The following is a 24,558-nucleotide window of genomic DNA, read 5'->3' on the forward strand; positions in this document are numbered from 1 at the left end:
GATGCCCCATGCTGATTCCATGAGAAGGGGCGTATGGGGAGACGATCCGAGTGTGCTGACCGTTGCGAGCATGGATGGTGTGATCCGTGTGGCTGAGCTGACCAGATTGGGTGTGTCCGACACAGCGATTGCCGGGCGATGCCGCAAAGGCGGTACCTGGCAGCGGATGCTGCCCGGCATAGTCCTGCTGGGGAACGGCTACCCGACACCGCGACAGCGCACGATCGCGGCATTGATGTTCTGTGGCCGTGGATCGATGGTCACAGGAAAAGCTGCGATGGCGCAGCACGGTTATCGGCAGCATTCTGGCGAGGTCCAAATCTTGATGCCTATGCATCGCCGGGTGCAATCGACCGGATTCGTCGTGGTCGAGAGGACGGTGAGGTTGCCGACGCCATTGACACGCAGTGGAATTGATTGTGCGCCACTGGTTCGGTCGGTACTCGACGCCGCGCGGCGGTGCAAGACCTTGGATAGCGCTCGCGCGTTGATTGCGGACGTCGTTCAACGAGGCGACGTAGCGGTTCGTGATCTGTCCAAGGAGCTGGAAGCCGGAAGTATCCGCGGTAGCGCATTGCCCCGCAAAGTCTTGCGGGAGGTGGATGCCAACGTGCATTCGGTGCCGGAGGCAGAGGCACGCGAACTGTGGAAGCGAAGCGGGCTGCCCGAAATGGTGTTCAACCGTGAGATCTGCGATGCCAACGGGAAATTCATAGCGATGCCAGACGGGTGGATCGATTCTGTGGCATTCGCGTGGGACATCGATTCACTGGACTGGCATCTGTCACCTGGGGACTACCGGGCGACAGTGGAGCGTCGAACGCGTATGCAGAACGCGGGCATCATCGTGCTTCCGACGGTGCCGAGTGCGCTGCGCGCGGAGCCAGAGCGTGTGATCAGCGACCTGCGGGCACATTTTGCCCTGGCAGCGTCACGGCCACGTCCGAGGGTGTCAATCAGTGCCAGACCCGGAGGGTGAACGTATCGCTCCCCTTGTCAGAGAAGGGGAGCGATACGTTCACGCGATCGGGGGGGGCAGGTGGTGTGCCGAGCAGAGTCTGATTCCGCAGGTTCCCACAAAGGGGGTGGGTGGGACCGAGAAGGGGGAGGGAAGGGGTGGGTTAGACGCCCTTGAACTGGGGCGCTCGCTTCTCGCCGAACGCCCGCGGGCCCTCCTTGGCGTCGGCGCTCATGAACACTTTCATGCCCAACTGTGCGTCGATCTGGAAGGCCTCTTCCTCGTGCATGCCCTCGGTGTCGCGGATGGTCTTGAGGATCGCCTGGACGGCGAGAGGGCCGTTGGCACTGATCAGGTCGGCGAGCTCGAGTGCCTTGTCGAGTGCTTTGCCGTCCGCGACGACGTGGCCGATGAGTCCGATCTCCTTGGCCTCCGGAGCCTTGATGTGACGGCCGGTGAGCAGGATGTCGGCTGCGATCGTGTACGGAATCTGGCGCACCAGACGCACTGCGGATCCACCGAGCGGGAAGAGCCCCCACTTGGCTTCGGAGACGCCGAACTTGGCGCTCTCACCCGCAACGCGAATGTCGGTTCCCTGCAGGATTTCGGTTCCGCCGGCGATGGCTGCACCCTCGACGGCGGCGATCAGCGGCTTGGTCAACCGACGACCCTTGAGAAGGCCTTCGATCTTGGACATGTCGACTCCACCGCCCGCGAAGGAATCTCCCGGCGGCTTGGCGGACATGTTCTTGAGGTCGGCGCCGGCGCAGAAGTCGCCGCCCGCCCCGGTGAGGATGGCGACGCGGATCTCGGGGTCGTTGTCGACCTGGTCCCAGGCATCGACCATGATCGCCATCATCTCGCCGGTGATGGCGTTCTTACGCTCGGGGCGGTTCATGGTCACGATGAGGACGTGACCGCGCTTCTCCACGAGGCAATGCGGCGCGGTTTCCGAAATGTCTGATTTTTCGGTCGTCGAAGTGGACACTGATGGCTCCTGGCGGGTCTGTGAGCTGGCTCTCAAATTGGGTCTTGCCAGAAACGGTAACACGTTCTACTTTGATCTCGTGGCCCTTAACATCGCAGACTTCGTAGAGCACGCAATCGACCTCGTTCCGGACCGCGTTGCGCTGGTCTCGGACAATCGCGAGTCGACTTATGCGCAGTTGGAGGACCGGGCGAATCGCCTCGGTCACTACCTGCGTGAGCATGGCGTTCAGCCGGGTGACAAGGTCGGCATCTACTGCCGGAACGTCATCGAGGCGATCGAGGCCATGGTCGCCGTTTTCAAAATCCGGGCCGTGATGGTCAACATCAACTACCGGTACGTCGAGAACGAGTTGCAGTACATCTTCGACAACTCCGACATGGTTGCGCTCATTCACGAGCGCCGCTACTCGGACAAGGTCGCGAACGTCCTGCCGAACACTCCCAAGGTCAAGTCCGTCATCGTGGTCGAGGACGGCACCGATCTGGACTTCAGTGCTTTCGGCATCGGCTACGAGGACGCACTCGCGCAGAGTTCGGGTGAGCGCGATTTCGAAGATCGCAGCAACGACGACATCTTCATGCTCTACACCGGCGGCACGACCGGTAGCCCCAAGGGCGTCATGTGGCGTCACGAGGACTGGTGGCGTGTGCTCGGCGGCGGCATCAACTTCGTCACCGGAGTCCCGGTCGAGGACGAGTACGAGATGGCGAAGGTCGGCGCTGCAAACCCGAGCATGATCCGCTACCCGATCCCCCCGATGATTCACGGCGGCTCCCAGTCGGCGGTGTTCCACAGCCTCTTCGGCGGCGGAACCTGTTTGATGCACCCGGAGTTCGACGCCCACGAGGTGTGGCAGAACATCGACAAGCACAAGGTCAACCTGATCTTCATCACGGGCGATGCAATGGGCCGCCCGATGCTCGACGCACTGATCGCCGGAAACCCGGAGACCGGTGAGCCGTACGATCTTTCGACGCTCTACGTGATGGCCAGCAGTGCTGCCCTCTTCTCGCCGAGCATCCAGGAACAGTTCCTCGAACTGCTGCCCAACCGCCTGCTGACGGACTCCATCGGCGCGTCCGAGACCGGCTTCGGCGGACTGGCAGTATTGAGCAAGGGCCAGAAGCACACTGGCGGTCCGACGGTCAAGATCGACGCCTCCACAACGGTTCTCGACGACGACGGTAACGAGGTCGAGCCCGGTTCGGGCAAGCGCGGCATGCTCGCTCGCAGGGGCAACATCCCGCTCGGTTACTACAAGGACGAGGTCAAGACGGCCGAAACCTTCCGCACGATCAACGGTGTTCGTTACTCGATCCCCGGCGACTACGCGCAGGTCGAAGCCGACGGCACGGTCACGATGCTCGGCCGTGGTTCGGTGTCCATCAACAGCGGCGGCGAGAAGGTGTACCCGGAAGAGGTCGAGGGCGCTTTGAAGGCGCACCCGGACATCTTCGACGTGCTGGTGGTCGGTATCCCCGACGACCGGTTCGGTCAGCGCGTTGCCGCAGTGGTTCAGGTACGCGAAGGCACGTCGCCGACGCTGCACGACATCGCCACCGCAGCGCGCAAAGAGATTGCCGGATACAAGGTTCCGCGCAGCGTGTGGTTCGTGGACCAGATCAAGCGCAACCCGGCAGGCAAGCCCGACTACCGCTGGGCGAAAGCCGAGACGGAATCGCGCGAGGCTGACGATCACAACGGAAACGGCGCTCCTGTGGCGTCACCGGCAGAAAGCGTGGAAGCCTGATGCGTTCGGATCTCGCCGACAAGTTCGGCATCGAATACCCGATCTTCGGATTCACTCCCTCCGAGCACGTCGCGGCCGCCATCAGTCGCGCGGGCGGTCTTGGTGTTCTCGGTTGCGTCCGGTTCAACGACCCGGAAGAGCTCGAAGCCGCACTGACGTGGATGGACGAGAACACCGACGGTAAGCCGTACGGCGTCGACATCGTCATGCCGGCCAAGGTGCCGACCGAGGGCGGCGCCGTCGACCTCGACAAGCTCATTCCGGAGGAGCACCGCGCCTTCGTCAATCGCACACTCGACGAGTTGGGTGTGCCGCCACTTTCCGACGACGTCGAGCATGCGACCGGCGTACTGGGATGGCTTCACTCGGTGGCGCGATCTCACGTCGATGTTGCTCTGGGACATCGGATTGCGTTGATCGCGAATGCACTGGGATCGCCCCCGAAGGACGTGATCGATCAGGCACACGAGAAGGGCGTGCCGGTGGCAGCACTGGCCGGCGCCGTCGAGCATGCACGTCGTCACGTCGAGAACGGCGTCGACATCGTGATTGCGCAGGGCTACGAGGCCGGCGGTCACACCGGCGAGATTGCGTCGATGGTTCTGGTTCCGGAAATCGTTGATGCACTCGGCGATTCGGCTGCCGTGCTGGCTGCCGGCGGTATCGGCAGCGGCCCTCAGGTGGCTGCTGCACTCGCGCTCGGTGCGTCCGGAGTGTGGATGGGCTCGTACTGGCTCACCACGTCCGAATACAAACTCGGCAGTGCATCGGGCGAAGGCCCGTCCGCTATTCAGCGTGCACTGTTGGGCGCGACGTCGGCCGACACCGTACGTTCGCGCATCTACTCGGGTAAGCCCGCTCGGTTGCTCAAGACCAAGTGGACGGAAGCCTGGTCGAACCCGGGAGCACCGGCGCCCTTGCCGATGCCGCTGCAGAACCTACTGGTCAGCGACGCTCATCAGAGAATCGCTGCATCGGAGAACCCGGAAGTTGTGGCAATGCCCGTCGGTCAGATCGTGGGACGGATGAACGAAATCCGCCCGGTCGCCGAGGTCATGGCCGAGCTGGTGTCAGGGTTCGAGGACGCGCGAACCCGACTGGATTCGATGAAGTAGTAGATGACACGTACGTATGCCCTCGGCCGAGTTTCGGTCGAGGGCATACGTCGTTTCAGCCGGCGAGGTCGTCCGGTCCGACGCTGTCCGACAACCATTCTCCGCGGCTGAGAACGCCGTCGTCGCGGCGACGTGCGATCACGAAAATGACCAAGGCGGCAGCGAGGACAACTGCGAGAACGCGCGAAGGCGTCAGGTTCGGGTTCTTCATACCCGTAATTTTGCCGGAAGAACGGGCGCGATGGTGAGACAGCGGAGCAAAATCACGTGTTTCGAGATTACTGCGCTTCGGACGCATGAAGACTGGCGATCCGCTCGCGCAGGCCACCGAAGTGCACATCGAGAGTGTGCGCCGCCTCGACTGCATCACCCGTACGGATCGCGTCGAGAATCGCACGATGCTTCGACGCGATGTCGATCAGTGGCGTATCCGAATGCCCGATGGCCTGCTGGATCTCGCTGTACACCTGCCAGAAGACGTCCATCAACTGAGCGAGGACCTGGTTGTCGAGCGGGGAGTACAGGCGGGAGTGGAAGGTCGCGTCGATGTCGGAGAAATTCTTCCCGGCGGCGGCACGGACCTCCATACCGGTGACGAGTTCGTCGAGGTCAGCATGGTCGGCCGACGTCATCTCGGCCATCGCCGCACCGATCAGTCCGGTCTCGAGTGCTTGACGAATGTCGACCAGTTCCATCGCCTCGTGCCCGGTGCCCTGCAAGGACAACCGGCCACGGAAGGTCAGACCGTCGGCGAGAGCGTCGAAGTTGCTCGGGGCGACGAACATTCCGAAGCCGTGACGGATTTCGACGACGCCCAAGGCCTGCAGAACCTTGAGCGCCTCCCGGAGCGTGTTCCGGCCGATTCCCAATTCCTCGGACAGTTCGGCCTCGGTGGGCATCGGGTCGCCGGGGGAGAGTCTGCGTTCGAGGATCAAGTTCATGATGTCCGTCTGAAGTGCGCGCATGCGGTTTTGCGCGCTGAAACGAGCGCCCTGTGTGCCACTCCGGACAGACATCGATTCCCCTTTTCTGATACGAACGTCCTTCATCCTATGTCCGGTCATCCGCTCCATTGGTCAACCCACGTCAACGGTGCGTTGCAGGAGACTGGGCGCCGCACCCAGCAGTTTGGCCGTATACGGATCCGACGGGTTGTCGAATACTTCCTGCGCCGTTCCCTGCTCGACGATCCGCCCGGCGTTCATGACGACGATGGTGTCGGAGACGTACCGCACCGTCTGTATGTCGTGCGAGATGAACACCATGCCGAGCCCCAACCGAGCCTTGATGTCGCTGAGCAGGTTCAGGATCTGCGCGCGCACCGAGACGTCGAGAGCCGACGTCGGCTCGTCGGCCACGATGACGTCAGGTTCGAGCGCGAGTGCACGTGCGATCGCGACACGTTGACGCTGACCGCCGGAGATCTGGCTCGGGATGACTTCGAGTGCAGATTGGGGGAGCCCGACCAAACCGACCAGCTCGCGAACTCGGGCGGTCCGGCTCGCGCGGTTGCCGATGCCGTGGACGTCGAGTGGATCGGTGAGGATGTCGGCCACCGTCATTCGCGGATTGAGTGCGGTAGCCGGATCTTGGAAGACAATCGAGATCGCCCGCCCGAACTCCTTGCGAACGCCCGCCGACCGGGTCAGAGCGCTTCGGCCGCGGAAGACCACGTCGCCCGACGTCGGTTTCTGCAGTCCGACCATGACTTTCGCCAGAGTGGACTTGCCACAACCCGACTCGCCCACGATGCCGATCGTCGTCCCTCGTCGTACGTCGATACTGACATCGTTGACCGCGTGAACTGTGCCGGGTTTGAAAAGTGATCCCGAACGGGTCTTGTGGACGACGTGAATGTTCTTCAGTTCCAGGATGGGTGCTTCAGCTGTAGTCATCGCACGCTCTCCAATTCCGATTCTGCATGTGCGGGAGTCGCGGACTGGTTGGCGAACCAATGCTCGGTCCCGTCGATACGGACCATCTCCGGCTTTCGCAGGGGATCGGAGTCCGGGCGAGTGGAACGCTCGGCGAAACGGTCTCCCGGCGCGAAGTTTCCGGGTGAGGGCACAGTTCCCTGAATCTGATGCAGTCGCGGCGCTTCGTCCTCGATCGAGAGAACGGCACCGAGAAGGCCCTGGGTGTATTCGTGGCGGGGATCGACGAGCAGATCGCTTGTCGGGGCCGACTCGACGACCTGACCGGCATACATCACCGTGATCTTGTGGGCCAGCGAGGCAACCAGTGCCAAGTCGTGGCTGACGAAGACCATCGCAAATCCCAGCTTTTCCCGAAGGTCGTTGAGCAAGTCCACGACCTGAGCCTGGACGGTGACGTCGAGAGCAGTGGTGGGCTCGTCCGCGACGATCAACCGCGGACTACGGGTGAGCGACATGGCGATCAGGACGCGCTGACGCTGACCACCGGACAACTCGTGCGGGTAGCTGGCGAGAGTGCGTACCGGATCGAGTCCGACGAGTTCGAGCAATTCCTCGGCCGTGCGGGTACCGCCACGCTTGGTGAGCTGCTTGAACTGGGCGCGGATCAGCATCGCGGGATTGAGCGAACTCAGCGCATCCTGGTAGATCATGGCCATGTCGTGCCCGCGCAGCTTGTTTCGCTCCCGGTTGTTCAGCTCGAGGACGTTGACTCCGTCGAACAGGATCTCGCCGGTCACCACTGCCGTCTTGGGTAGCAGGCCCATGATCGCCAGCGAGGTGAGCGACTTTCCGCAACCGGACTCGCCGACGAGCGCCATCGTCTCGTTCGGGCGGACGGTGAAGCTCACGTTGTCGACGATCGCTGTGTCTCCGTAGCGTTCCGGGAACCGGATCGTGAGATTGCGGACCTCGAGGAGTGGCGCTGCATCGCCCTCGTACACAAGACGATCGGAGCGAGACCGCTCGGTTTCCGCCAGGATCTTCAGGTGAGTTTCGAGAGGCGTCGGCTCCGCGGCCGGCTCGAGAGCATCTTTCACGACGCTCGGGTCGGCGAAGTCGTCGGACAACTCCGGAGTGTCGGCGCTCAGTGCCGCTTCGTCCTCCAGAATGAGTTCGTTGGAGGTCTCCTCCGCTGCGGCGGTCTGTGCTGCTTCCAGTGCAGAGGGCGTCTTCTTGGTCTTCTTCAGGCTCGGGTCGGCCATCGCGTCGGTGAGCCCCTCGGCGAGCACGTTGAGGGAGAGCACCGTCAGCAGAATGAGCAGTCCGGGGAACACCGTTGCCCACCAACCACCGAGAAGGACCATGTTCTTGCCGTCGGCGATCACCGATCCCCACGACGGATCCGGGGGACGGACACCGGCGCCGATGAACGACAGGCTGGCCTCGAGCACGATGGCGTCGGCGACCATGACAGTGCAGAAGACGAGAACGGGCGCAGCACAGTTGGCCACGACGTGCTTGACGACGATGTGCGAAGTTCTTGCGCCGATGACCTTTTCGGCCGCGACGTAATCCTCGCCGTACTGAGCGAGAACGTTCGCCCGAACGACGCGGGCAACCATCGGCGTGTAGAGGAACGCGATAGTGACGATCAGAACCGGGATGGAACCACCGAATGCTGCGACGAGTACGGCAGCGAGCGCGATGCCCGGGAACGCCATGACCACGTCGAGCACACGCATGATGGTCTCGTCGACGCCTTTTCGGCTCGTTGCGGCCACCGATCCGATGAGAGCGCCGGCGCACAGTGCGAGGAAAGTGGAACCGAGACCGATGGTCAGTGACCAGCGTCCGCCGTAGAGCAAGCGGCTGAACAGATCTCGGCCGAGACTGTCCTGTCCGAACCAGTGTGCGGAGCTGGGGCCGGAGGAACCGACCGCCTGTTCGAGCGGTGTGTACTGCGTGATCAGCGGCGCGAACAGGCAGGCGAGCACGATGATCGCGAGAACGGCCATCGAGAGCCACGCCGAGAGGGGGAAGCGAGAAAAGGTGATGCCGGGTCGCGAAAGCTTCTCGGTGAGTTTTCTTCTCATCATGCTGCGCTCCGAAGTCGTGGATTGACGAGCAGGTAGAGGATGTCGACGGCGAGGTTGACGATGACGAAGCCGACCGCGATGACGATGACAACACCCTGAACGACTGCGGGGTCACCGTTGGTGACGCCGTTGATCATCAGCTGACCCATGCCGGGCAGGCCGAAGATCTGCTCGATGACCACAGCGCCACCGAGGAGGTATCCGACCCGTAGACCCAGGACGGTGAGCGGGTTGATCAGCGCGTTACGCAACACGTTTCGGCCGATCACCACGTGATAGGGCAGGCCGCTGCCGATCGCGGTTCGGACGTAGTCCTTGTCCAACTCTTCGACCATGGACGTACGGATGATGCGCGTGAGTTGTGCTGCGACGGGCAGTGACAGGGACAGGGCGGGGAGTGCCATGTACCAGAGCCAGTCGGTGACGGAGTCGCTCGGATTGACGTAGCCACCGGTGGGGAACCATCCGAGCTGGACGGCCAGATACTGAATCATCAGCAGTGCCAACCAGAATGACGGTGCAGCCACACCACCGAGTGAGATCACTCGGATGACCTGATCCGGCCAACGATCGCGGAACAGTGCACTGGTGACACCGAAGATCAGTGAGAGCACGACGGCGATCACCAGTCCGAGAACCGTGAGCTGAATGGTCAGTGGCAGAGCGGTGGAGATCGAATCCAACACCGGGGTACCGGAAATCAGACTGTCGCCCATGTTGCCGCTGACCAGATCGGTCACGAAGTGAACGTATTGCAGCGGAAGCGGATCGAGCAGTCCGTTCTCTTCTTTGAACTGCTGCAACTGCTCCGCAGTCGGGTTGCCGCCGTTGAACGCCGCGGTTGCGGGATCGGTAGGCGCGAACTGCATCACGATGAAGACGAAAGCGATGATGCCGAGGATCAGGGGGATCAGTATCAGTAATCGCCTGATCAGCATGGGGAGGACTCTTGCCATCGGGGGATCTCTCAGTTGTGGGAAACGGCCGAGCGCACGGGTGTCAGGCCGGCTTCGCCTGAAGCAAGTTGACGCCGGGGTACGGCAGCGGAGTGACGTCGGCGATCTTCTTCGGATCCCACGCCGTCAGTAGTTCCTGATGGAGGACCGGGTAGTAGACAGCGTTTTCGGCGATCTGGTTCAGGTACGACTGCACGAGGGTGCTGCGCTTGGCCGGGTCGGTCTCGCGGGTGGCCTCGTCCATGGTGGCGTAGATCTTCTGCGCCTCGGGGGTGTCGTCCCACTTGGCGTAGGTCTTCGTCCACAGGCCGCCCTTGCTGTACGTGTAGCGGACCAGCAGGTCGACGTCGCTGCCGAATGCCTGCGGGTTGGACGTACCAGCGGCGATCTGGAACTTCTGGCCGCTGTTGAGCTTGCTGACCATGGCGCTGGTGTCCTGCGGTTCGAGCGTCGTGTTGAATCCGACTGCATCCCAAGACTCTTTGATGGTCGGCAAGCAGTCGGCCAGCCAGCTGACGTTGGTGGAGAGCAGTGTCAGGTCGAGACCACTGACGCCGGCGGCAGCGAGGAGCGAGCGCGCCTTGTCCGGATCGTAGGAGTAGACCGTCGACGCTCGCGCGTAGTCGGGGTTGCGCTCGTACAGGTAACTCGAGGCCGGTGCTGCCTTGCCACCGAGGGCGATCTCGATCATCTTCGGGGTGTTGATCGCGTAGAACATCGCCTGGCGAACGCGAACGTCGTCGAACGGTGCCTGGGTGGTGTCGAAGAGCAGGTACATGAGGTTCATGCCCGGGTTGCCCTCGACGGTGCGCCCACCGGAGGTGAGGGTGGGGACGTTGGCGACAGGAATATTGTCGGCGAGTTGTGCACCGGCATTGTTGCCCGAGACTCGTGCGATGCGTGAGGAGGTGTCGACGATGGACAGCCAGTTCATGGTCGCGAAGTTGGCCGGACGCGGCCCGTTGTACGCCTCGAAAGCCTCGAAAGCGGTGTTGCTCTTGGGAGTATGGCTCTTGAGCTTGTACGGACCGGAACCGACGACGAGCGCCCCGGACTTGGCCTCGTCCCAATGCCCGTCGAAGACGTGCTTGGGCATGATCTTGGCGATCGAGAGACGCTGCGCGGCAGCGCTGAACGGGTAGTTGAAGTTCAGGGTCACCGTCTGGTCGTCGACCTTGGTGACGGACTGCAACCAGGAGGAGAAGAAGGAGCGGATCAGTACATTCTGCTGCGGATCGAGGATGCGATCGAAGGTGAAGACGACGTCGTCCGAGGTGACGGGAGTGCCATCGTGCCAGGTTGCGCCTTCGCGGATCTTCATGGTCCAGCTCGAGGCGGTGGCGTCGGTCGGGACAGCCTGTGCGAGCGCCGCATACGTCTCACCGGTGCCGGGATCGTTTTCGAGCAAGCCCTCGTAGACGTGGTTGACGGCTGCCATGAGGAAACCGGATGCAGTCTGCATCGGGTCGAAGCTCTGGTCGTTTCCGTATCCGATGGCGGTGGTCAGATCGCCGGTGCTCGCGGAACCGCCGACAACCGAGGTCGACGACGGGCCACCGCCACAGGCTGCGAGAGTCGCGGTGATACCTGCTGCAGCTCCCAACAGCCCGGTGTACCGGAACAGGTCTCGGCGGGTGAACGCGGAGCTCAGCGGTCGTTCGTTCTTCAAGGCGGCCTCCAAGGCGGGGAGCGGGACATCAAGGGGAGTGGATAGGGGATGTCCTATGTTCGACGTCCGATGTTGCGTAACTTACATTGTGGATCAGAAAGCGTCTAGAGAATCTTCTGAACTCGCGTCGCCCAACTTCGTCTTTCGGCGGGTTTCGACGCGGAAATACTGCCTCTACCTGCATAGATGAAGACTGTGTTACCGACCTCGAATTGACGGTCGATGGCGCTGGCCGTATAACATAGGACATCCCTCATCCAATCTTTGGAGACTTCATGACCCGATACAAAGTCGGTGTGGTCGGTTGCGGATTCTTCGGTAGTTCCCTCGCTCGCGAGCTTGCTGCCCATCCACGTTTCGAACTGGCGATGCTGTGTGACCGCGACTTCGAGCGGGCAAAGGACGTCGCCGCGGAGTTCGCGGCAATCCCGACAGACGATCACGACGCGGTGGCTGCCCACCCGGACGTGGACCTCGTTGTCGTCGCGACGCCCAATCACGCGCACGCAGAACCTGCCATCGCAGCACTCGAACACGGCAAGGCAGTTTTTGTCGAAAAGCCACTCGCCGTCGAACTGGTCGATGCGCACAACATGATCGCGAGCGCCGGCGCGAGCGCTTCACCGTTGATGGTCGGGCACATCATGCGGATGATGCCGGGTGTACGACGGCTGGCGGACCTGCTGACTTCGGGGGAACTCGGGGAGGTCGCTGCCATCGAAACGTCGCGCTCACGATGGATCGACACCGGCGGCGCAGATCCACAGTGGTGGAAGCTCGACAAGAGTCGAACAGGTGGAGAACTGACTCACGAAATTCACGAACTGGACCTGATGTGCTGGCTCGGCGGCGAGGTGACTGCCGTGTCGAGCATCGCCACGGCGGATGACGGCTTCCGCAACACTGTGGTCTCGTTTGCCGGCGGCGCGATCGGCAGACACACCATCTCCACGCGTTCACACACCTCTTCCTGGGAGCTGACGGTCAATGCCGCCGAAGGCTCGGTCCACGCGGACTTCCACACCGGCCGGGTCAGCCGACTACGCGGGGGACAGGTCGAAGAGTCGTGGCCGATCTTCGACGTCGACGCCGAGAACCAATCCTTGATCGACTCCGCCAGCAGGGCGCAGAAGTACAACTCGGGCAACGGAGGATCCTCGTTGTGGATGCAGGCTGCGATTCGCCACGAAATCGACGAGATGGCAGCAGTTCTCGACGGCAAGGCTGATCCCCACTCACCGTTGACATACGCACGCGAACGCGCACTCGTCGTCGCCGAACAGGTACGGCTCGGTGGCGGCGAACCGGCAGTGTTGTCGGGACGTGCGAAGTGACCGTGCGCGTAGCCGTCATCGGCAGCGGAGGAATCGCGCGGGACCACGTCAGCGCTCTGGCGCGCATCCCGTCGGTCGAGCTCGCCTACGTATTCGGCAGTGACATGGACCGGGCGGCATCGGTCGCGGCGTTGGCTCCAGGCGCGAAGGCCAGTACCGATCTGGCCAAGATTCTTGCAGACCCGACGGTCCACGCGGTCAACGTCGTCGGGGCCACTCCCGACCACGCGCCGGTGACGATCGCCGCCGGTCGCGCGGGAAAGCATGTACACGTGGAGAAACCGGCCGCGCTGACAGTCGCGGACTTCGACGCCATGGTTGAGGCCACCGAAGGTGGCGGCACCTCACTGATGGTCGGACAGACCGTACGATTCCAGCCGTCGATCACCTCGATCGGAAACTCGGTTGCTCGAGGCGCCATCGGCGACCCCCGGTTGATCCACCTCAGTTGGTACACCGGCCACGTCTGGCCCGGAGGTTGGCGAGGCTGGCAACACGACAAGGCACGCTCGGGTGGTCACCCCGTTCACAACGGAACTCACGCACTCGACTTGGTGACGTGGCTGATCGGTCGTCGTCCGATCCGCGTGTTCGCTCGTAGTTTCCCGACTTTCGCGGCGGGGATGCCCGTGCACGACAGCTTCCATCTGACTGTCCGCTTCGAGGACGGATCACTGGCGCTCATCGAATTGGCATACGCACTACCACAATCGGGAAAGATGGTGCGCCGGATCGTGGTGTCCGGGACTTCCGGCACACTCGCGCACGACACCGGAGACGACCCGGGACTGATGACGGACACGACCAACGCGCCGCCGTCGTCGATCGAAGATGCGATGGCGCATCAGATGCGCCACTGGATCGCCACTCTCGACGGTTCCGCGACCCCGATAGTCGAGAACTGGCAGGTGCGTGCAGCTCTCGCGACTGCCGTCGCTGCCCAGCAATCGCTCGACACCGGCCGCGCTGTCTCGATCGGAGAAAACCAATGACCGGCACCGGTTCGATCCGCGTCGGATTTGTCAGCGGCGTCAGGCATGCCGGCTCCTATGCGGACCTGTTGCGTTCCGATCCTCGAGTGAGCCTGGTCGGCGCCTCCGACGAATCCTCGGTCCCCGATTGGATTCGTGAGGACGGAATCGCGATGGCAAAGGCCGCAGACATCGAGTGGATCGACGAACTCGGCGAGTTACTCGATCCCGAACGGATAGACCTGGCGATCATCTGCAGTGAGCCGACCAGGCATGCACGGCTTGCGATCGCCGCATTGAACGCGGGGCTCGACGTCCTCGTGGACAAGCCGGTGGGCATCGACGAGGCGGAGGCAGCGGCGGTTCAGCAAGCCGCACGGTCGAACGGGCGAATCTGCACGGTGGTGAACCGCACTCATTCACCTGCGCTCCGGCGACTGCGCCGATGGATCGACGCCGGAAATCTCGGACTGCCGCGCCACGTGGACATCGAGTTCCTCGCAAGCGGAACACATTTCGCGACCTCGGTGGAGCGTCCCGAACTTGTAGTGGATCCCGCGCTGTCAGGCGGGGGAGAAGTTATGAACTTCGCCGGTTACGCCGCCGACTACCTCCGATACCTCACCGGCCTGGACGTCACCGAGGTGTACGCCGAGACGAGCACACTGTACGGCGGGGCCCACCAGCAGTTCGGCGTCGAAGACACGGCGTTGATCTCGCTCGCCCTGGAAAACGGCGTCACCGCGACGGTGACCGTCGGAAGAATCCCCGCAGCACCGGGTTTCGGCGCGAATACCGCGACGGTTCGGGTCCTCGGCTCCCACGGATACGCGAGTTCCGACGACGACAAACCCGCGGTGACCCACTTCGCATCCTCGGGAGACGTGACCGCACTACCCATCGGCGGCTTCGGTTCCGACAACGCGGTGTCGAGCTTTCTCTCTCACGTGCTCGATCGACTTCCCACACGGACCGCACCCGACTACACCGTGGCAGACGCCCGCGCGTCGATGCGCGTGATCGATGCTGCCTATCTGTCCGCCTCGAGCGGTCAGCCGGTCTCCGTTTCTCCCTGACAGCCGCACCCACAACTCAATCCGACAACCAACATATGGAGACCCCATGAGCACGGAAACCACTACCTTCAGCGGAATCGTCCCGCCGATCGTCACACCCCTGACGCTCGAGGGCGAGGTCGACACCAAGTCCCTCGAACGTCTGCTCTCACTGCAGATCGAAGCCGGAGTCGACGGCTTGTTCGTCCTCGGTTCCTCGGGCGAGGTCGGTTACCTCACCGACGCTCAGCGTGCCCAGGTGGTGCAGACGGCGATCGGGCATGTCGGCGGCCAGGTACCGGTCCTCGTCGGAGTGAACGACATGACCACCAACCGGGTCATCGCCGTTGCAGAGCAGGCGCGTGAAGCGGGCGCGGATGCCATCGTCGCGACGGCGCCCTTCTACGCGATCACCGACGCAGCCGAGACAGCAACACATTTCCGCTCCATCCATGCCGCAGTGGATCTTCCGCTGTTCGCCTACGACGTTCCGGTTCGCGTCCACAGCAAGCTCAACCCGGCCATGCTGGTCGAGCTCGGCCGCGAGGGAGTCATCGCCGGCGTGAAGGACTCGAGCGGCGACGACGTCAGTTTCCGTATGTTGCTTCGTCAGTCGGCCGGGCTCGAGAACTTCGCCGTCTTCACCGGGCACGAGGTAGTCGTCGACGGATGCCTGCTGATGGGTGCTTCGGGCGCTGTACCCGGCCTGGCCAACGTGGACCCGCACGGCTACGTGCGACTGTGGCGCGCTGCGCAGGCAGGAGACTGGGCCGCAGCGAAGGCCGAACAGGATCGACTCACCGATCTGTTCTCCATCGTCGAGGCGCCGACGCCGGGTCGCGTCAGCGCTGGTGCCGCCGGTCTGGGCGCATTCAAGACGGCTCTGGCCCTGCGCGGCGTCATCACCGGCAATACGATGTGCGCCCCGATGCTCTCGCTCGACGAGTCCGAGACCGCAACGATCAAGGTCGTTCTCGAACGGTCCGGGCTCCTCTGACATGACATCTGGGCAGAAGCGATGGATCGGTATCGACATCGGCGGCACCAAAGTGGCTGCTGCGGTGGTGACGTCCGACGGAGACGTGATCGACACCGTTCGTGCGGCAACACCGACGGCGGGTAGAGAAGCCGTTCTCGGGACCGCTACCGCGTTGATCGACCGTCTGAGGGCGAATCACACGGTAGCCGGAATCGGAGTCGGTGCACCGGGAATCATCGATCGGGTGCGTGGCCGCGTCGTCTTCGCCTCCGACATTCTGTCCGGATGGAGTGGCGCCGAGGTTCGCGGAGAACTCGAGGCGCACTCAGGCCTACCGGTGACGGTGGACAACGACGTGCGCGCGATGGCCCACGGCGAGAACATGATCGGCGCCGGTCGCGGTCGAACCTCTGCACTGTTCGTCTCGATCGGTACCGGAATCGGTGGCGCGTTGACCGTGGGCGGACAGTTGTACCACGGTGCCCACGGAACAGCCGGAGAGCTTGCCCATCTGCTGGTTCCGGTCTCCGGGGCGATAGGTTGCGGTTGCGGCAGAACCGACCACCTCGAGGCAGTCGCGTCCGGCCCGGCGATGGCAGCCGAGTACGCAGCGCGGGCGGGTACGCCCACTCAACCGTTGCAGAAAGTAGTGGCACTCATGCACTCCGGCGATCCGATCGCCCGTGCCGTGATCACCGACGCCGGTACTCTGCTGGGTCGCGTTCTGGCCGGGGTCGCCACCGCATTCGATCCCGAGGTGATCGTCGTCGGCGGCGGCGCAGCTCAGATCGGAGCGGACCTTCTGTCGCCTCTGACATCCGCTTTCCGGGTGGAAGCGATGGGTCCCATAACCGAAACTGCCATTCTTCCTGCCCGTTTGGGCACCGATGCGCCGCTCGTCGGTGCTGCGCTCCTGGCCGCCGCAACACGAATCGAGGTAACACCGTGACTGTCGAAGAGTTGCTCACGATCATCAGCGGAAAGCTGATCGTGTCCTGTCAGGCCGGACACGGCCATGCCTTACGTGACACCGGGACCATCGAGAGGATGGCCCGCGCCGCGGTCGACGGCGGAGCAGTGGCGATCCGCTGCGGCGGCGTGGGCGGTACCCCGGATGTAGCCGCAGTCGTGTCTGCCGTGAAGGTGCCGGTGATCGGTTTGACGAAAATCGGCACGGAAGGTGTGTTCATCACGCCAACAAGGGAATCAGCTCTCGAAGTCGTGGACTCGGGTGCGCAGATCGTGGCTGCCGATGCCACACTGCGGGCACGTCCGGACGGGCTGACGTTTGCCGACACCGTCGCCGCGGTCCATGATCGCGGCGGCCTCGTCATGGCCGACTGTGGAACACTCGAGGACGGCATCGCTGCCGCCGCGGCGGGCGCCGACATCATCTCCAGCACACTGGCTGGATACACGGAGAACAGCAGACGGCTGGCAGGTCCGGACCTGGAGCTGATCTCCGAACTGCGGCAGTCACTTCCAGATGCGATCCTCATCGCCGAAGGGCGCTACCACAGCCCGGAGGATGCGGCACGCGCCATCGCCCTGGGTGCCGACTCGGTGGTTGTCGGAACTGCAATCACGGATCCGGCGTTCATCACGTCGAAGTTCGCAGCGGCAGTATCGGGCGCTGAAAGGCAGAGGGGATGACCCCGATGTCGAAGGCTCTGAAGTCCACGACTGCTGAACGGATTCGACTCGAGGCTTTGCTCGGCGACTCCTCGACGCCGATCCGATGGGTCTTCACCGGCGACAGCATCACTCAGGGATTGACGCACACCGACGGCCACCGAAGCTACGTCGAACACTGCGCCGAGCGCATCCGCGGTGATCTCTCCTTGTTCAACCACATCCTGGTCAACACCGGAGTCAGCGGCAACCGATCCTCCGATGTGCGTGCGGGTTTCGCGCACCGCATCGAAGTGTTCGAACCCTCGGTAGTGTTGATCATGCTCGGAACGAATGACGCCTTGGACGGAGAAGAAGGACTGGATCGGTTTCGAGACGATCTCTCGGACACGATCTTCCGGACGCGAGCGATCGGTGCGGTGCCGATTCTGCAGACGCCGCCACCGATCGACGTCGAGAACGCTCCCACCCGAGCGGGGTTGGTTCGGTACGTCGAGGTCGCGCGGCAAGTAGCAGTCTCGACGCGCGTGGTGTTCGTCGACCACTACGCACAGTGGTCGGCCCATTCTCCCGAGGGTCCACCACCGGCACTCCTGGCCGACGCGTTCCATCCGAACGAGCACGGGCACTACGTGCTTGCGGACGCAGTGCTTCGCGAGTTGTCGATCGCGGATACCGAGGTCCCCGTGGTACCGCAGGTGATGTCGTGATTCTTCGTGGACAGTTGGTGACCGGTGGTCGACTTCTTTCGGACGGAGTCGTCGAGATCTCCGGTGATCGTGTGGTGTGGGCCGGACCAGCTTCACAGCGAACCGACCCGATACCCGAGCGAGCAGCGCCGGGAACAACGATCATCCCGGGACTCGTGGACGTTCACTGCCACGGCGCCGGTGGTTTCGGTTTCCCCGAGGCGGACGAGGTCGGATCAACCGTGGCCGCCGATCATCATCGGACGAACGGCACAACCTCGGTGATCGGCTCTCTCGTCTCCGCGCCGCCGCAGATTCTGCGCAGTCGCATCGAACTCCTGGCGACACTGGTGGACAAGGGCACGTTGGCCGGGATTCACCTGGAAGGTCCGTTCCTCTCGGTACTGCGCTGCGGCGCCCAGGATCCCGACAGCATCCTCGATGGCGACCCTGCCTTGCTGGAGTCGCTGCTCGAAGCCGGCCGCGGGCACATCCGCTCGATGACGATCGCTCCCGAGACAGCACACTTCGACGAACTTGCCTCGTTGCTGGAGCGTCACTGCGCCGTCGTGAGTATCGGACACACGGATGCGTCCAACCCGATCGCGACACGTTCGATCGCACACTCGGCGCATGCACCGCTCAGTGCCACTCACCTGTTCAACGGAATGGCGCCGATGCATCATCGCGCTCCCGGCGCCGTGGCGGCATGTCTTGCCGCGGCCGCGAAAGGACAGATGGTGGTCGAGTTGGTCGGGGACGGAGTACATCTGGCCGACGAGACGGTGGCGACGGTGTTCGACCTGGTCGGTCCGCATCAGATCGCGTTGGTCTCCGACGCGATGGCTGCCGCCGGAATGCCCGACGGACGCTACCCACTCGGACCCCTCGACGTCGACGTTGTCGGTGGCGTGGCGCGGCTGGCCGGCCAGGGTGAGACGGCCATCGCCGGCGGGACGAGTCGGTTGATGGACATAGTCCGCCGGGCGGTCAATCACGCAGGCGTCGATCTGCTTTCGGCTGTCATCGCAGCGACATCAACGCCTGCTTCGCTGGTGGGGCTGGCCGGAATTGTCGGCGATCTCGTGCCGGGTTGCCGCGCCGATCTGATCGTCACCGGTCCCGAACTCGAAACCCGCGCCGTCATGGCCGCTGGAACCTGGCTCACGAACTACACCGAAAGCTGAGGAATCAACCGATGGAAATTGTCATTGTCGACAGTGCAGAGGCGGCCGGCACTGTTGTTGCCGACATCTTCGAGCACGCGGTGCATTCAGGCGCAAGGACTTTGGGCCTGGCGACAGGATCGTCACCGCTCTCGGTGTACCGCGAACTCGCGCGTCGACACCGCGACGACGGTTTGAGTTTTGCCGCCTTGCAGGCGTTCCTCTTGGACGAATACGTCGGCCTGCCGGAAGGCCACCCGGAGTCGTATGCCCAGGTGATCCGCACCGAGCTGGTGAATCACCTGGACCTGGACGCGGCAAGAGTATTCAGCCCGGACGGCACTGCGGCGGATCCGTTTGCCGCCGCGGCAGCTTACGACCGTGCGATTGCGTCGAATGGTCCGGTAGACGTTCAACTTCTCGGTATCGGCGGCAACGGTCACATCGGTTTCAACGAACCGACGTCCTCGCTGAATTCGAGGACCCGGGTCAAGACGCTGACCGAACAGACTCGAACCGACAACGCCCGGTTCTTCGACAGCCCGGGCGACGTCCCACGGCATGTGATCACCCAGGGTCTCGGAACTATCTGCGAAGCAAGGCATCTGGTGATGATCGCGACCGGCGAGCACAAGGCTGCTGCGATGGCCGCTGCCGTCGAGGGGCCTCTGGCCGCAGTGTGCCCGGCATCGGTCCTCCAACTGCATCCACACGCGACGGTGGTAATCGACGAGGCAGCGGCATCACAGCTTCGGCTCACCGAGTTCTACAAAACGGTGTCGGCGCACAAACCGCTTGCTCAGCACTACTGACCGATCGGGCTAGACCGACTCTCGCGTCTTCTCGAGGCCGAGTGCCAGTTCGGGAGTGAGCAATTGGAAGTCGGCTTCACCGCGCCGGCGGATCCACACCGGATCGGAGGTGTTCCAGCGTTCGGCGCTCTGCGTTCGGGTGACCACCTTGAACGTTGCCGTCCGCGGAAACTCACTGCAGACGCGGATCAAGGTCGGCTTCTGCTTCGGCCCGAGTTCCGGCCGGGAATCGATGTATTCGGCCACGGCGACCGGGTCGAAATTGTCGACGTCGCCGACCGGAATCACCGACGCCATGACGCGGTCGCCGACGTCGCTGTCGGGGACCGCGTACACGGAAACCTGCGCGAAGCCCGGGTAACCGACCAGGGAGCGTTCGATGGGTGCGGCGCCGATGTTCTCGCCGTCCACTCGTAGCCAACCGGAACTGCGCCCCGCGAAGTAGACGTAGCCGTCGACATCCGTGTACGCCAGATCGCCACTCCAGTACTGGCCGTTGCACATTCGCTCGGCGTCGGCTTCCGGGTTCTTGTAGTACCCGGCGAACGTGCCTGGACCGGTGACATTGACCAGTTCACCGGTTGCCTCGTCGGCGTTGGTGATCCGGCCGTCGGCGTCGAAGACTGCAGGCGGGCAGGGTGCGCCGGTCTCGGGATCAAGAATCTTGACCCCGTCCGGGAGCAGTCCGAGGGCGCCGGTCCGCGGAACCGGTGCGGCGGAGATCGAAATGCCGCCCTCGGTGGAACCGAATCCGTCGATGACGCGGGCGTCGAAACGTCGGACGAAGGTGGCGACGGCGGGAGCCGAACCCTCGTTGCCGTACATGATCTTCAAGGTGTTGTCCCGCTCGTTCGGCACCTCGGGGGTGGACGCGATGAAGGACAACGGCTTTCCGACGTAGTTGGAGTACGTGATCCCGTACTTGTGGACGTCGGGCAGAAAACCTGAAGCGGAGAACCTGCGTCGCATGGCAATTCCCGCACGAGCGTGCAGCGCGACCGTCCACGCCGCCATCATGGCGTTGGAATGGAACATGGGCATCGCCATGTAGACGACGTCGTCGGCGCCGAGGCCGAAGCGATCGGCAAGCATGACCCCAGGCGAGGCCAACTTGTGGTGCGTGCAGCGAACCGCTTTGGGATCACCGCTGGTTCCGGAGGTGAAGATGAGCATCAACAGATCGTCGGGCTGCGCCGTCGACGCGTAGGCCGGCGTATCGGCGAAGGGTGCCAACAACTCCGTCCAGGCCGGAGAATCCACGTTTATCACCCGGACGTCACCGAGATCGACGTCGTCGAGAAGGTGTGCCTGGTTGTTCTCGGTGAAGATCACCTGGCAGTCGGAGAGCGCAATGTCCCGCGCCAACGCCGGTCCGCGCCTGGTCGTGTTCAGTCCGGCTGCAACCGAACCCGAGAACGATGCCGCGCCGAGCAGTAGTGAGAACTCGGGGACGTTCTCCATCAGAAGACCGAAATGCCTGGGGCGCGTTCGATCGAGCAGCGTGTCCAGCAGCGCTGCTCGATCGAACGAGCGTTGAACGTGCTCGCGCCAGGAGATGACCTGGTCCTCGAAACGGATGCCGCGGTCGTCGATCTCGCTGACTCCGAGGAGTAGATCGGAAACAGTGGGGCTCTGACTCATAGCTGCATCATCATCGATTCGTCTCGGACCGGGTCATGGATTTCCACTCGGTGGGACTCGTTCAGGCAGGGACTGCGGCGAGTTCCCTGCCCAGCGCCCGTAGCTGATCGGTGGCGCTGCCGAGCAGGAACTCGTGATGCTTGGCAGCGAGGAAGTAGCGGTGAACCGGGTGGTCCTCGTCCAGACCTACACCGCCGTGAACGTGAACCGCAGTGTGCCCGACACGGTGTCCCGCATCCGCGGCCCAGAACTTGGCCGTCTGTACAGCGCCGTCGGACGGAAGTCCTTCGCTCAGTCGCCACGCGGCAGCCCACAGCGTCAGACGAACGCCCTTGACGTCGATGTACCCGTCGGCGAGGCGCTGGGCGACAGCCTGGAAACTACCGATCGGACGACCGAACTGCACACGCTCGGTGGCGTATTCGGCGGTCAGCTTCAGCGCTTGATCGAGCACCCCGTACTGGTAGGCGCTCGAACCGAGCTGGATTCGTTCGACGATCCATGCTGCGATGTCGGATCCCTGGGCAACCGAGCCGAGAACACGATCGGCCGGGATCTGCACCGAATCGAATTCGACGAGACCCGCACTCGAGAAATCGGTGGTCGACTGCCTGGTGACGCTCACGCCTGCGTCCGAAGGTTCGACGAGGAAGACCGCGACACCGTCCTCGGTGATCGCGGGGACCAGGAAAAGATCTGCGAGCGGGGCACTGTCGACGGTGATCTTGGCACCGTCGATCCGCCAACCGTCGGCCGTCTTCTCCGCACGCGTGATCGGGTGGGCCGGGTCGTCGTTGTATTCCTCGGCGAGGGCCGCGGTGAGTATCTTCTCGCCGGCGGCGGCAGCGCTTGCCCATTCGTCTCGCTGCTTGTCCGAGCCGAATTCAGCTATCGCTGCGGCGGATCCGACGATGGACGTCAGGAACGGAACGGCTGCGACGCCGCGTCCGAGTTCGGCGAGGATGCTGCACTGCTCGAGGACACCGAATCCGTCTCCGCCGACCGACTCCGGCAGCGCCGCGCCGAGAACGCCGGCCGAGGCCAGAGCGTTCCACAAGATGGCGTCGAAACGGTCTTCGGCGGCGTCGAGTTCACGAAGGCGGTCGTTGGTCACCAGTTCGGTGACGACGGATCGTGTCAGTCCGGACAGGTCCTGCTGGGCCTCGGTAAGGGTGAATTCCATGATCGTGGGTCCTTATCGCTTCGATGCGGGAAGCCGCAGAGCTGTCATTCCGATGATGTCGCGTTGCACTTCGTTGGTACCGCCGCCGAACGTCAGGATCAGCGAAGAACGATGCATACGTTCGATGCGGCCGCGCAGAAGAGCGCCGGGGGAGTTCTGCCTGATCGTGGCGGAGGATCCGAGGATCTCCATCAGCAAGCGGTAAGCCTCGGTGGCGAATTCGGTACCGAAGACCTTGTTGGCGGACGCCGCTTCGGGGCCGGGAGCGTGATCGGTTGCGGAGGCGATTTCCCAGTTCATCAACTTCAGGTACTCGGCCTTGGCATGCACGCGAGCCAGATTGATCTGCACCCATTCCTGGTCGATCATGCGTCGGCCGTCGGGCAGTTTGGTGTTCTGTGCCCACTCGCGGACCTCACGCTGCGCGGTGAGAATCGGTCCGGCCGAGGTGAGGGCAACGCGCTCGTGGTTGAGCTGATTGGTGATCAGTGCCCAGCCGCCGTGTTCCTGACCGACTATCGACGACGCCGGGACCCGCACGTCCTGGTAGTAGGTAGCACTGGTGTCGGGGCCGGCCATGGTGTGCACCGGGGTGTAGGAGAAGCCTTCTGCCGTGGTGGGGACGATCAGCATGCTGATTCCCTTGTGCTTCTTGGCTTCCGAATCGGTTCGGCACGCCAACCACACGTAGTCGGCGTACTGGATCAGGCTGGTCCACATCTTCTGCCCGTTGATGACGTAGTCGTCACCGTCGCGGACGGCCGACGTGCGCAGCGACGCCAGGTCGGTACCGGCCTCGGGCTCGGAGTACCCGATCGCGAAGTGCAGCTCACCGCGGGAGATCTTGGGCAGGAAAAAGGCCTTCTGCTCGTCCGTACCGAAATGCATGATTGTGGGTGCTACGGAGTTGATCGTCAGGAACGGCACGGGCGCCCCGGCGATGGCAGCTTCGTCGGTGAAGATCAGCTGGTCCATCGCGGAGCGTTCCTGTCCGCCGTACTCTTTCGGCCAACCCAGGGTGAGCCAGCCGTCCTGGCCCATCTGCGCGACGACTTCGCGGTACACATTGCCTTCGCCGTACTCACCCGTCGTGGCGGCGAGTGCTTCACGCCGCTCGGGAGTCATCAGTTGTGCGAAGTAGGCACGCAACTCCTCCTGGAGCTGTTGCTGCTCAGGGGTGTAGGTGATGTGCATGGTTACCTCTCCATAGAGATACGAATCAAAGCGCCAACCATTCGATTGACACAGGTTCTATCGATGCGTACATCGGCGACAAGGGGCGCCCTCGCCGTCTCCGGCGGATCGTTCGACGTCCGTTCTCGGTACTTTTTCGAATCATTGCACACGACTGAAACAGGTTCTAGTGTTATCGCCAGGAACGGTGTGCGGCACAGCCCTGCGGCACTCGTTTCGTATCCGTGTTCGAGTCAGCAGTTGTGAGTAGAGAAGAGGAATCGCCATGGAGGTCAGGGTTGATCTGGACCGTTGCGAGGCAAACGGTGTGTGCGTCGGGATCGCACCCGATATTTTCGACCTCGACGACAACGAGGAGCTCGTGATCAGTTCTGTGCGCCCGCCGGAGGATCGCTGGGAGGATGTCCGTTCCGCGATCGCTCAATGCCCGCGCGCGGCGCTGACCGAACATCCGTGACGATGGTTGCCCAAAACAAGAACACGTTCTAAA

Annotated in this window: 23 protein-coding genes; 13 read left to right on the forward strand and 10 right to left on the reverse strand. The window is 63.2% G+C overall.

The annotated features are described in order from the left end of the window. The first annotated feature begins 19 nt into the window (after positions 1 to 19). On the forward strand, positions 20 to 979 hold the full coding sequence (locus ACFWEM_RS16860; RefSeq protein WP_378535212.1) for a hypothetical protein: 960 nt from the start codon (positions 20 to 22) through the stop codon (positions 977 to 979). Between the two features lie 142 nt (positions 980 to 1,121). Here the strand turns inward: ACFWEM_RS16860 and ACFWEM_RS16865 are convergent, their stop codons facing one another. After that, complete coding sequence (locus ACFWEM_RS16865; protein WP_378535213.1) at positions 1,122 to 1,946, reverse strand: crotonase/enoyl-CoA hydratase family protein; 825 nt, start codon at positions 1,944 to 1,946, stop codon at positions 1,122 to 1,124. A gap of 79 nt (positions 1,947 to 2,025) precedes the next feature. Here ACFWEM_RS16865 and ACFWEM_RS16870 point away from each other — a divergent pair, with 79 nt between their 5' ends. Then, entirely contained in the window at positions 2,026 to 3,699 is a 1,674-nt protein-coding gene (locus tag ACFWEM_RS16870; RefSeq protein ID WP_317828340.1) for an acyl-CoA synthetase, read from the forward strand. Continuing rightward, on the forward strand, positions 3,699 to 4,814 hold the full coding sequence (locus ACFWEM_RS16875; protein ID WP_378535215.1) for an NAD(P)H-dependent flavin oxidoreductase: 1,116 nt from the start codon (positions 3,699 to 3,701) through the stop codon (positions 4,812 to 4,814). The genes ACFWEM_RS16870 and ACFWEM_RS16875 overlap by 1 nt, the downstream gene beginning before the upstream one ends. A gap of 55 nt (positions 4,815 to 4,869) precedes the next feature. On the opposite strand, the gene ACFWEM_RS16880 is transcribed toward ACFWEM_RS16875, so the two are convergent. The 6 genes from ACFWEM_RS16880 to ACFWEM_RS16905 form a co-directional block, all read right to left on the reverse strand. Further along, complete coding sequence (locus tag ACFWEM_RS16880) at positions 4,870 to 5,025, reverse strand: hypothetical protein (protein ID WP_230814877.1); 156 nt, start codon at positions 5,023 to 5,025, stop codon at positions 4,870 to 4,872. A gap of 67 nt (positions 5,026 to 5,092) precedes the next feature. Further along, a complete protein-coding gene (locus ACFWEM_RS16885; RefSeq protein ID WP_007734278.1) occupies positions 5,093 to 5,830 on the reverse strand; it encodes a FadR/GntR family transcriptional regulator in 738 nt (245 codons plus the stop codon). A 60-nt stretch (positions 5,831 to 5,890) separates the two neighbouring features. Next, complete coding sequence (locus ACFWEM_RS16890; RefSeq protein WP_378535217.1) at positions 5,891 to 6,709, reverse strand: ABC transporter ATP-binding protein; 819 nt, start codon at positions 6,707 to 6,709, stop codon at positions 5,891 to 5,893. Next, entirely contained in the window at positions 6,706 to 8,784 is a 2,079-nt protein-coding gene (locus ACFWEM_RS16895; RefSeq protein ID WP_378536165.1) for a dipeptide/oligopeptide/nickel ABC transporter permease/ATP-binding protein, read from the reverse strand. Before ACFWEM_RS16895 ends, ACFWEM_RS16890 begins: the two co-directional genes overlap by 4 nt. Beyond that, positions 8,784 to 9,743, reverse strand: a complete 960-nt coding sequence (locus ACFWEM_RS16900) for an ABC transporter permease (protein WP_378535219.1) — start codon at positions 9,741 to 9,743, stop codon at positions 8,784 to 8,786. The genes ACFWEM_RS16895 and ACFWEM_RS16900 overlap by 1 nt, the downstream gene beginning before the upstream one ends. Before the next feature lie 43 nt (positions 9,744 to 9,786). Further along, complete coding sequence (locus ACFWEM_RS16905; protein WP_378448958.1) at positions 9,787 to 11,412, reverse strand: ABC transporter substrate-binding protein; 1,626 nt, start codon at positions 11,410 to 11,412, stop codon at positions 9,787 to 9,789. A 275-nt stretch (positions 11,413 to 11,687) separates the two neighbouring features. Here ACFWEM_RS16905 and ACFWEM_RS16910 point away from each other — a divergent pair, with 275 nt between their 5' ends. From ACFWEM_RS16910 to nagB, 9 genes are read left to right on the forward strand one after another with little or no spacing between them, the layout of a single operon-like run. Continuing rightward, positions 11,688 to 12,746, forward strand: a complete 1,059-nt coding sequence (locus tag ACFWEM_RS16910; RefSeq protein WP_378535221.1) for a Gfo/Idh/MocA family protein — start codon at positions 11,688 to 11,690, stop codon at positions 12,744 to 12,746. Continuing rightward, a complete protein-coding gene (locus tag ACFWEM_RS16915; RefSeq protein WP_378535223.1) occupies positions 12,743 to 13,738 on the forward strand; it encodes a Gfo/Idh/MocA family protein in 996 nt (331 codons plus the stop codon). Before ACFWEM_RS16910 ends, ACFWEM_RS16915 begins: the two co-directional genes overlap by 4 nt. Then, on the forward strand, positions 13,735 to 14,793 hold the full coding sequence (locus ACFWEM_RS16920; protein WP_378535225.1) for a Gfo/Idh/MocA family protein: 1,059 nt from the start codon (positions 13,735 to 13,737) through the stop codon (positions 14,791 to 14,793). The genes ACFWEM_RS16915 and ACFWEM_RS16920 overlap by 4 nt, the downstream gene beginning before the upstream one ends. A gap of 46 nt (positions 14,794 to 14,839) precedes the next feature. Further along, positions 14,840 to 15,769 (forward strand): dihydrodipicolinate synthase family protein, encoded by a 930-nt coding sequence (locus ACFWEM_RS16925; protein WP_378535227.1) that lies wholly within the window; start codon positions 14,840 to 14,842, stop codon positions 15,767 to 15,769. A gap of 1 nt (position 15,770) precedes the next feature. Then, positions 15,771 to 16,700, forward strand: coding sequence for an ROK family protein (locus tag ACFWEM_RS16930; RefSeq protein WP_378535229.1), 930 nt, complete (start codon positions 15,771 to 15,773; stop codon positions 16,698 to 16,700). Next, positions 16,697 to 17,404, forward strand: a complete 708-nt coding sequence (locus ACFWEM_RS16935; RefSeq protein WP_378535231.1) for an N-acetylmannosamine-6-phosphate 2-epimerase — start codon at positions 16,697 to 16,699, stop codon at positions 17,402 to 17,404. Before ACFWEM_RS16930 ends, ACFWEM_RS16935 begins: the two co-directional genes overlap by 4 nt. Continuing rightward, positions 17,401 to 18,093, forward strand: coding sequence for an SGNH/GDSL hydrolase family protein (locus tag ACFWEM_RS16940; protein WP_378535234.1), 693 nt, complete (start codon positions 17,401 to 17,403; stop codon positions 18,091 to 18,093). The genes ACFWEM_RS16935 and ACFWEM_RS16940 overlap by 4 nt, the downstream gene beginning before the upstream one ends. Beyond that, positions 18,090 to 19,259: an N-acetylglucosamine-6-phosphate deacetylase gene (locus ACFWEM_RS16945; protein ID WP_378535236.1), complete on the forward strand. Its 1,170-nt coding sequence runs from the start codon at positions 18,090 to 18,092 to the stop codon at positions 19,257 to 19,259. The genes ACFWEM_RS16940 and ACFWEM_RS16945 overlap by 4 nt, the downstream gene beginning before the upstream one ends. Positions 19,260 to 19,270: 11 nt before the next feature. Beyond that, positions 19,271 to 20,050 (forward strand): glucosamine-6-phosphate deaminase, encoded by a 780-nt coding sequence (gene nagB / locus ACFWEM_RS16950; protein WP_378535238.1) that lies wholly within the window; start codon positions 19,271 to 19,273, stop codon positions 20,048 to 20,050. A gap of 9 nt (positions 20,051 to 20,059) precedes the next feature. Here nagB and ACFWEM_RS16955 read toward each other — a convergent pair whose 3' ends face one another. The 3 genes from ACFWEM_RS16955 to ACFWEM_RS16965 form a co-directional block, all read right to left on the reverse strand. Further along, positions 20,060 to 21,691, reverse strand: coding sequence for a long-chain-fatty-acid--CoA ligase (locus tag ACFWEM_RS16955; RefSeq protein WP_378535240.1), 1,632 nt, complete (start codon positions 21,689 to 21,691; stop codon positions 20,060 to 20,062). 61 nt (positions 21,692 to 21,752) lie between these two features. Beyond that, a complete protein-coding gene (locus ACFWEM_RS16960; RefSeq protein ID WP_378448969.1) occupies positions 21,753 to 22,874 on the reverse strand; it encodes an acyl-CoA dehydrogenase family protein in 1,122 nt (373 codons plus the stop codon). Between the two features lie 12 nt (positions 22,875 to 22,886). After that, complete coding sequence (locus ACFWEM_RS16965; protein ID WP_378535242.1) at positions 22,887 to 24,068, reverse strand: acyl-CoA dehydrogenase family protein; 1,182 nt, start codon at positions 24,066 to 24,068, stop codon at positions 22,887 to 22,889. A gap of 265 nt (positions 24,069 to 24,333) precedes the next feature. Here ACFWEM_RS16965 and ACFWEM_RS16970 point away from each other — a divergent pair, with 265 nt between their 5' ends. Next, complete coding sequence (locus ACFWEM_RS16970) at positions 24,334 to 24,525, forward strand: ferredoxin (RefSeq protein WP_007734330.1); 192 nt, start codon at positions 24,334 to 24,336, stop codon at positions 24,523 to 24,525. Positions 24,526 to 24,558 lie beyond the last annotated feature (33 nt).

It is taken from the genome of Rhodococcus sp. NPDC060176 (genome assembly GCF_042728675.1).
Lineage (GTDB): Bacteria > Actinomycetota > Actinomycetes > Mycobacteriales > Mycobacteriaceae > Rhodococcus_F.

What these genes read in the sequence shown, in the direction of transcription:
- ACFWEM_RS16860 (WP_378535212.1), top strand. Translation starts at nt 20, where the DNA reads ATGAGAAGGGGCGTATGGGGAGACGATCCGAGTGTGCTGACCGTTGCG.
- ACFWEM_RS16875 (WP_378535215.1), top strand. Translation starts at nt 3,699, where the DNA reads ATGCGTTCGGATCTCGCCGACAAGTTCGGCATCGAATACCCGATCTTC.
- ACFWEM_RS16880 (WP_230814877.1), bottom strand. Translation starts at nt 5,025, where the DNA reads ATGAAGAACCCGAACCTGACGCCTTCGCGCGTTCTCGCAGTTGTCCTC.
- ACFWEM_RS16885 (WP_007734278.1), bottom strand. Translation starts at nt 5,830, where the DNA reads ATGTCTGTCCGGAGTGGCACACAGGGCGCTCGTTTCAGCGCGCAAAAC.
- ACFWEM_RS16890 (WP_378535217.1), bottom strand. Translation starts at nt 6,709, where the DNA reads ATGACTACAGCTGAAGCACCCATCCTGGAACTGAAGAACATTCACGTC.
- ACFWEM_RS16895 (WP_378536165.1), bottom strand. Translation starts at nt 8,784, where the DNA reads ATGAGAAGAAAACTCACCGAGAAGCTTTCGCGACCCGGCATCACCTTT.
- ACFWEM_RS16900 (WP_378535219.1), bottom strand. Translation starts at nt 9,743, where the DNA reads ATGGCAAGAGTCCTCCCCATGCTGATCAGGCGATTACTGATACTGATC.
- ACFWEM_RS16910 (WP_378535221.1), top strand. Translation starts at nt 11,688, where the DNA reads ATGACCCGATACAAAGTCGGTGTGGTCGGTTGCGGATTCTTCGGTAGT.
- ACFWEM_RS16920 (WP_378535225.1), top strand. Translation starts at nt 13,735, where the DNA reads ATGACCGGCACCGGTTCGATCCGCGTCGGATTTGTCAGCGGCGTCAGG.
- ACFWEM_RS16925 (WP_378535227.1), top strand. Translation starts at nt 14,840, where the DNA reads ATGAGCACGGAAACCACTACCTTCAGCGGAATCGTCCCGCCGATCGTC.
- ACFWEM_RS16930 (WP_378535229.1), top strand. Translation starts at nt 15,771, where the DNA reads ATGACATCTGGGCAGAAGCGATGGATCGGTATCGACATCGGCGGCACC.
- ACFWEM_RS16940 (WP_378535234.1), top strand. Translation starts at nt 17,401, where the DNA reads ATGACCCCGATGTCGAAGGCTCTGAAGTCCACGACTGCTGAACGGATT.
- nagB (WP_378535238.1), top strand. Translation starts at nt 19,271, where the DNA reads ATGGAAATTGTCATTGTCGACAGTGCAGAGGCGGCCGGCACTGTTGTT.
- ACFWEM_RS16955 (WP_378535240.1), bottom strand. Translation starts at nt 21,691, where the DNA reads ATGAGTCAGAGCCCCACTGTTTCCGATCTACTCCTCGGAGTCAGCGAG.
- ACFWEM_RS16960 (WP_378448969.1), bottom strand. Translation starts at nt 22,874, where the DNA reads ATGGAATTCACCCTTACCGAGGCCCAGCAGGACCTGTCCGGACTGACA.
- ACFWEM_RS16965 (WP_378535242.1), bottom strand. Translation starts at nt 24,068, where the DNA reads ATGCACATCACCTACACCCCTGAGCAGCAACAGCTCCAGGAGGAGTTG.
- ACFWEM_RS16970 (WP_007734330.1), top strand. Translation starts at nt 24,334, where the DNA reads ATGGAGGTCAGGGTTGATCTGGACCGTTGCGAGGCAAACGGTGTGTGC.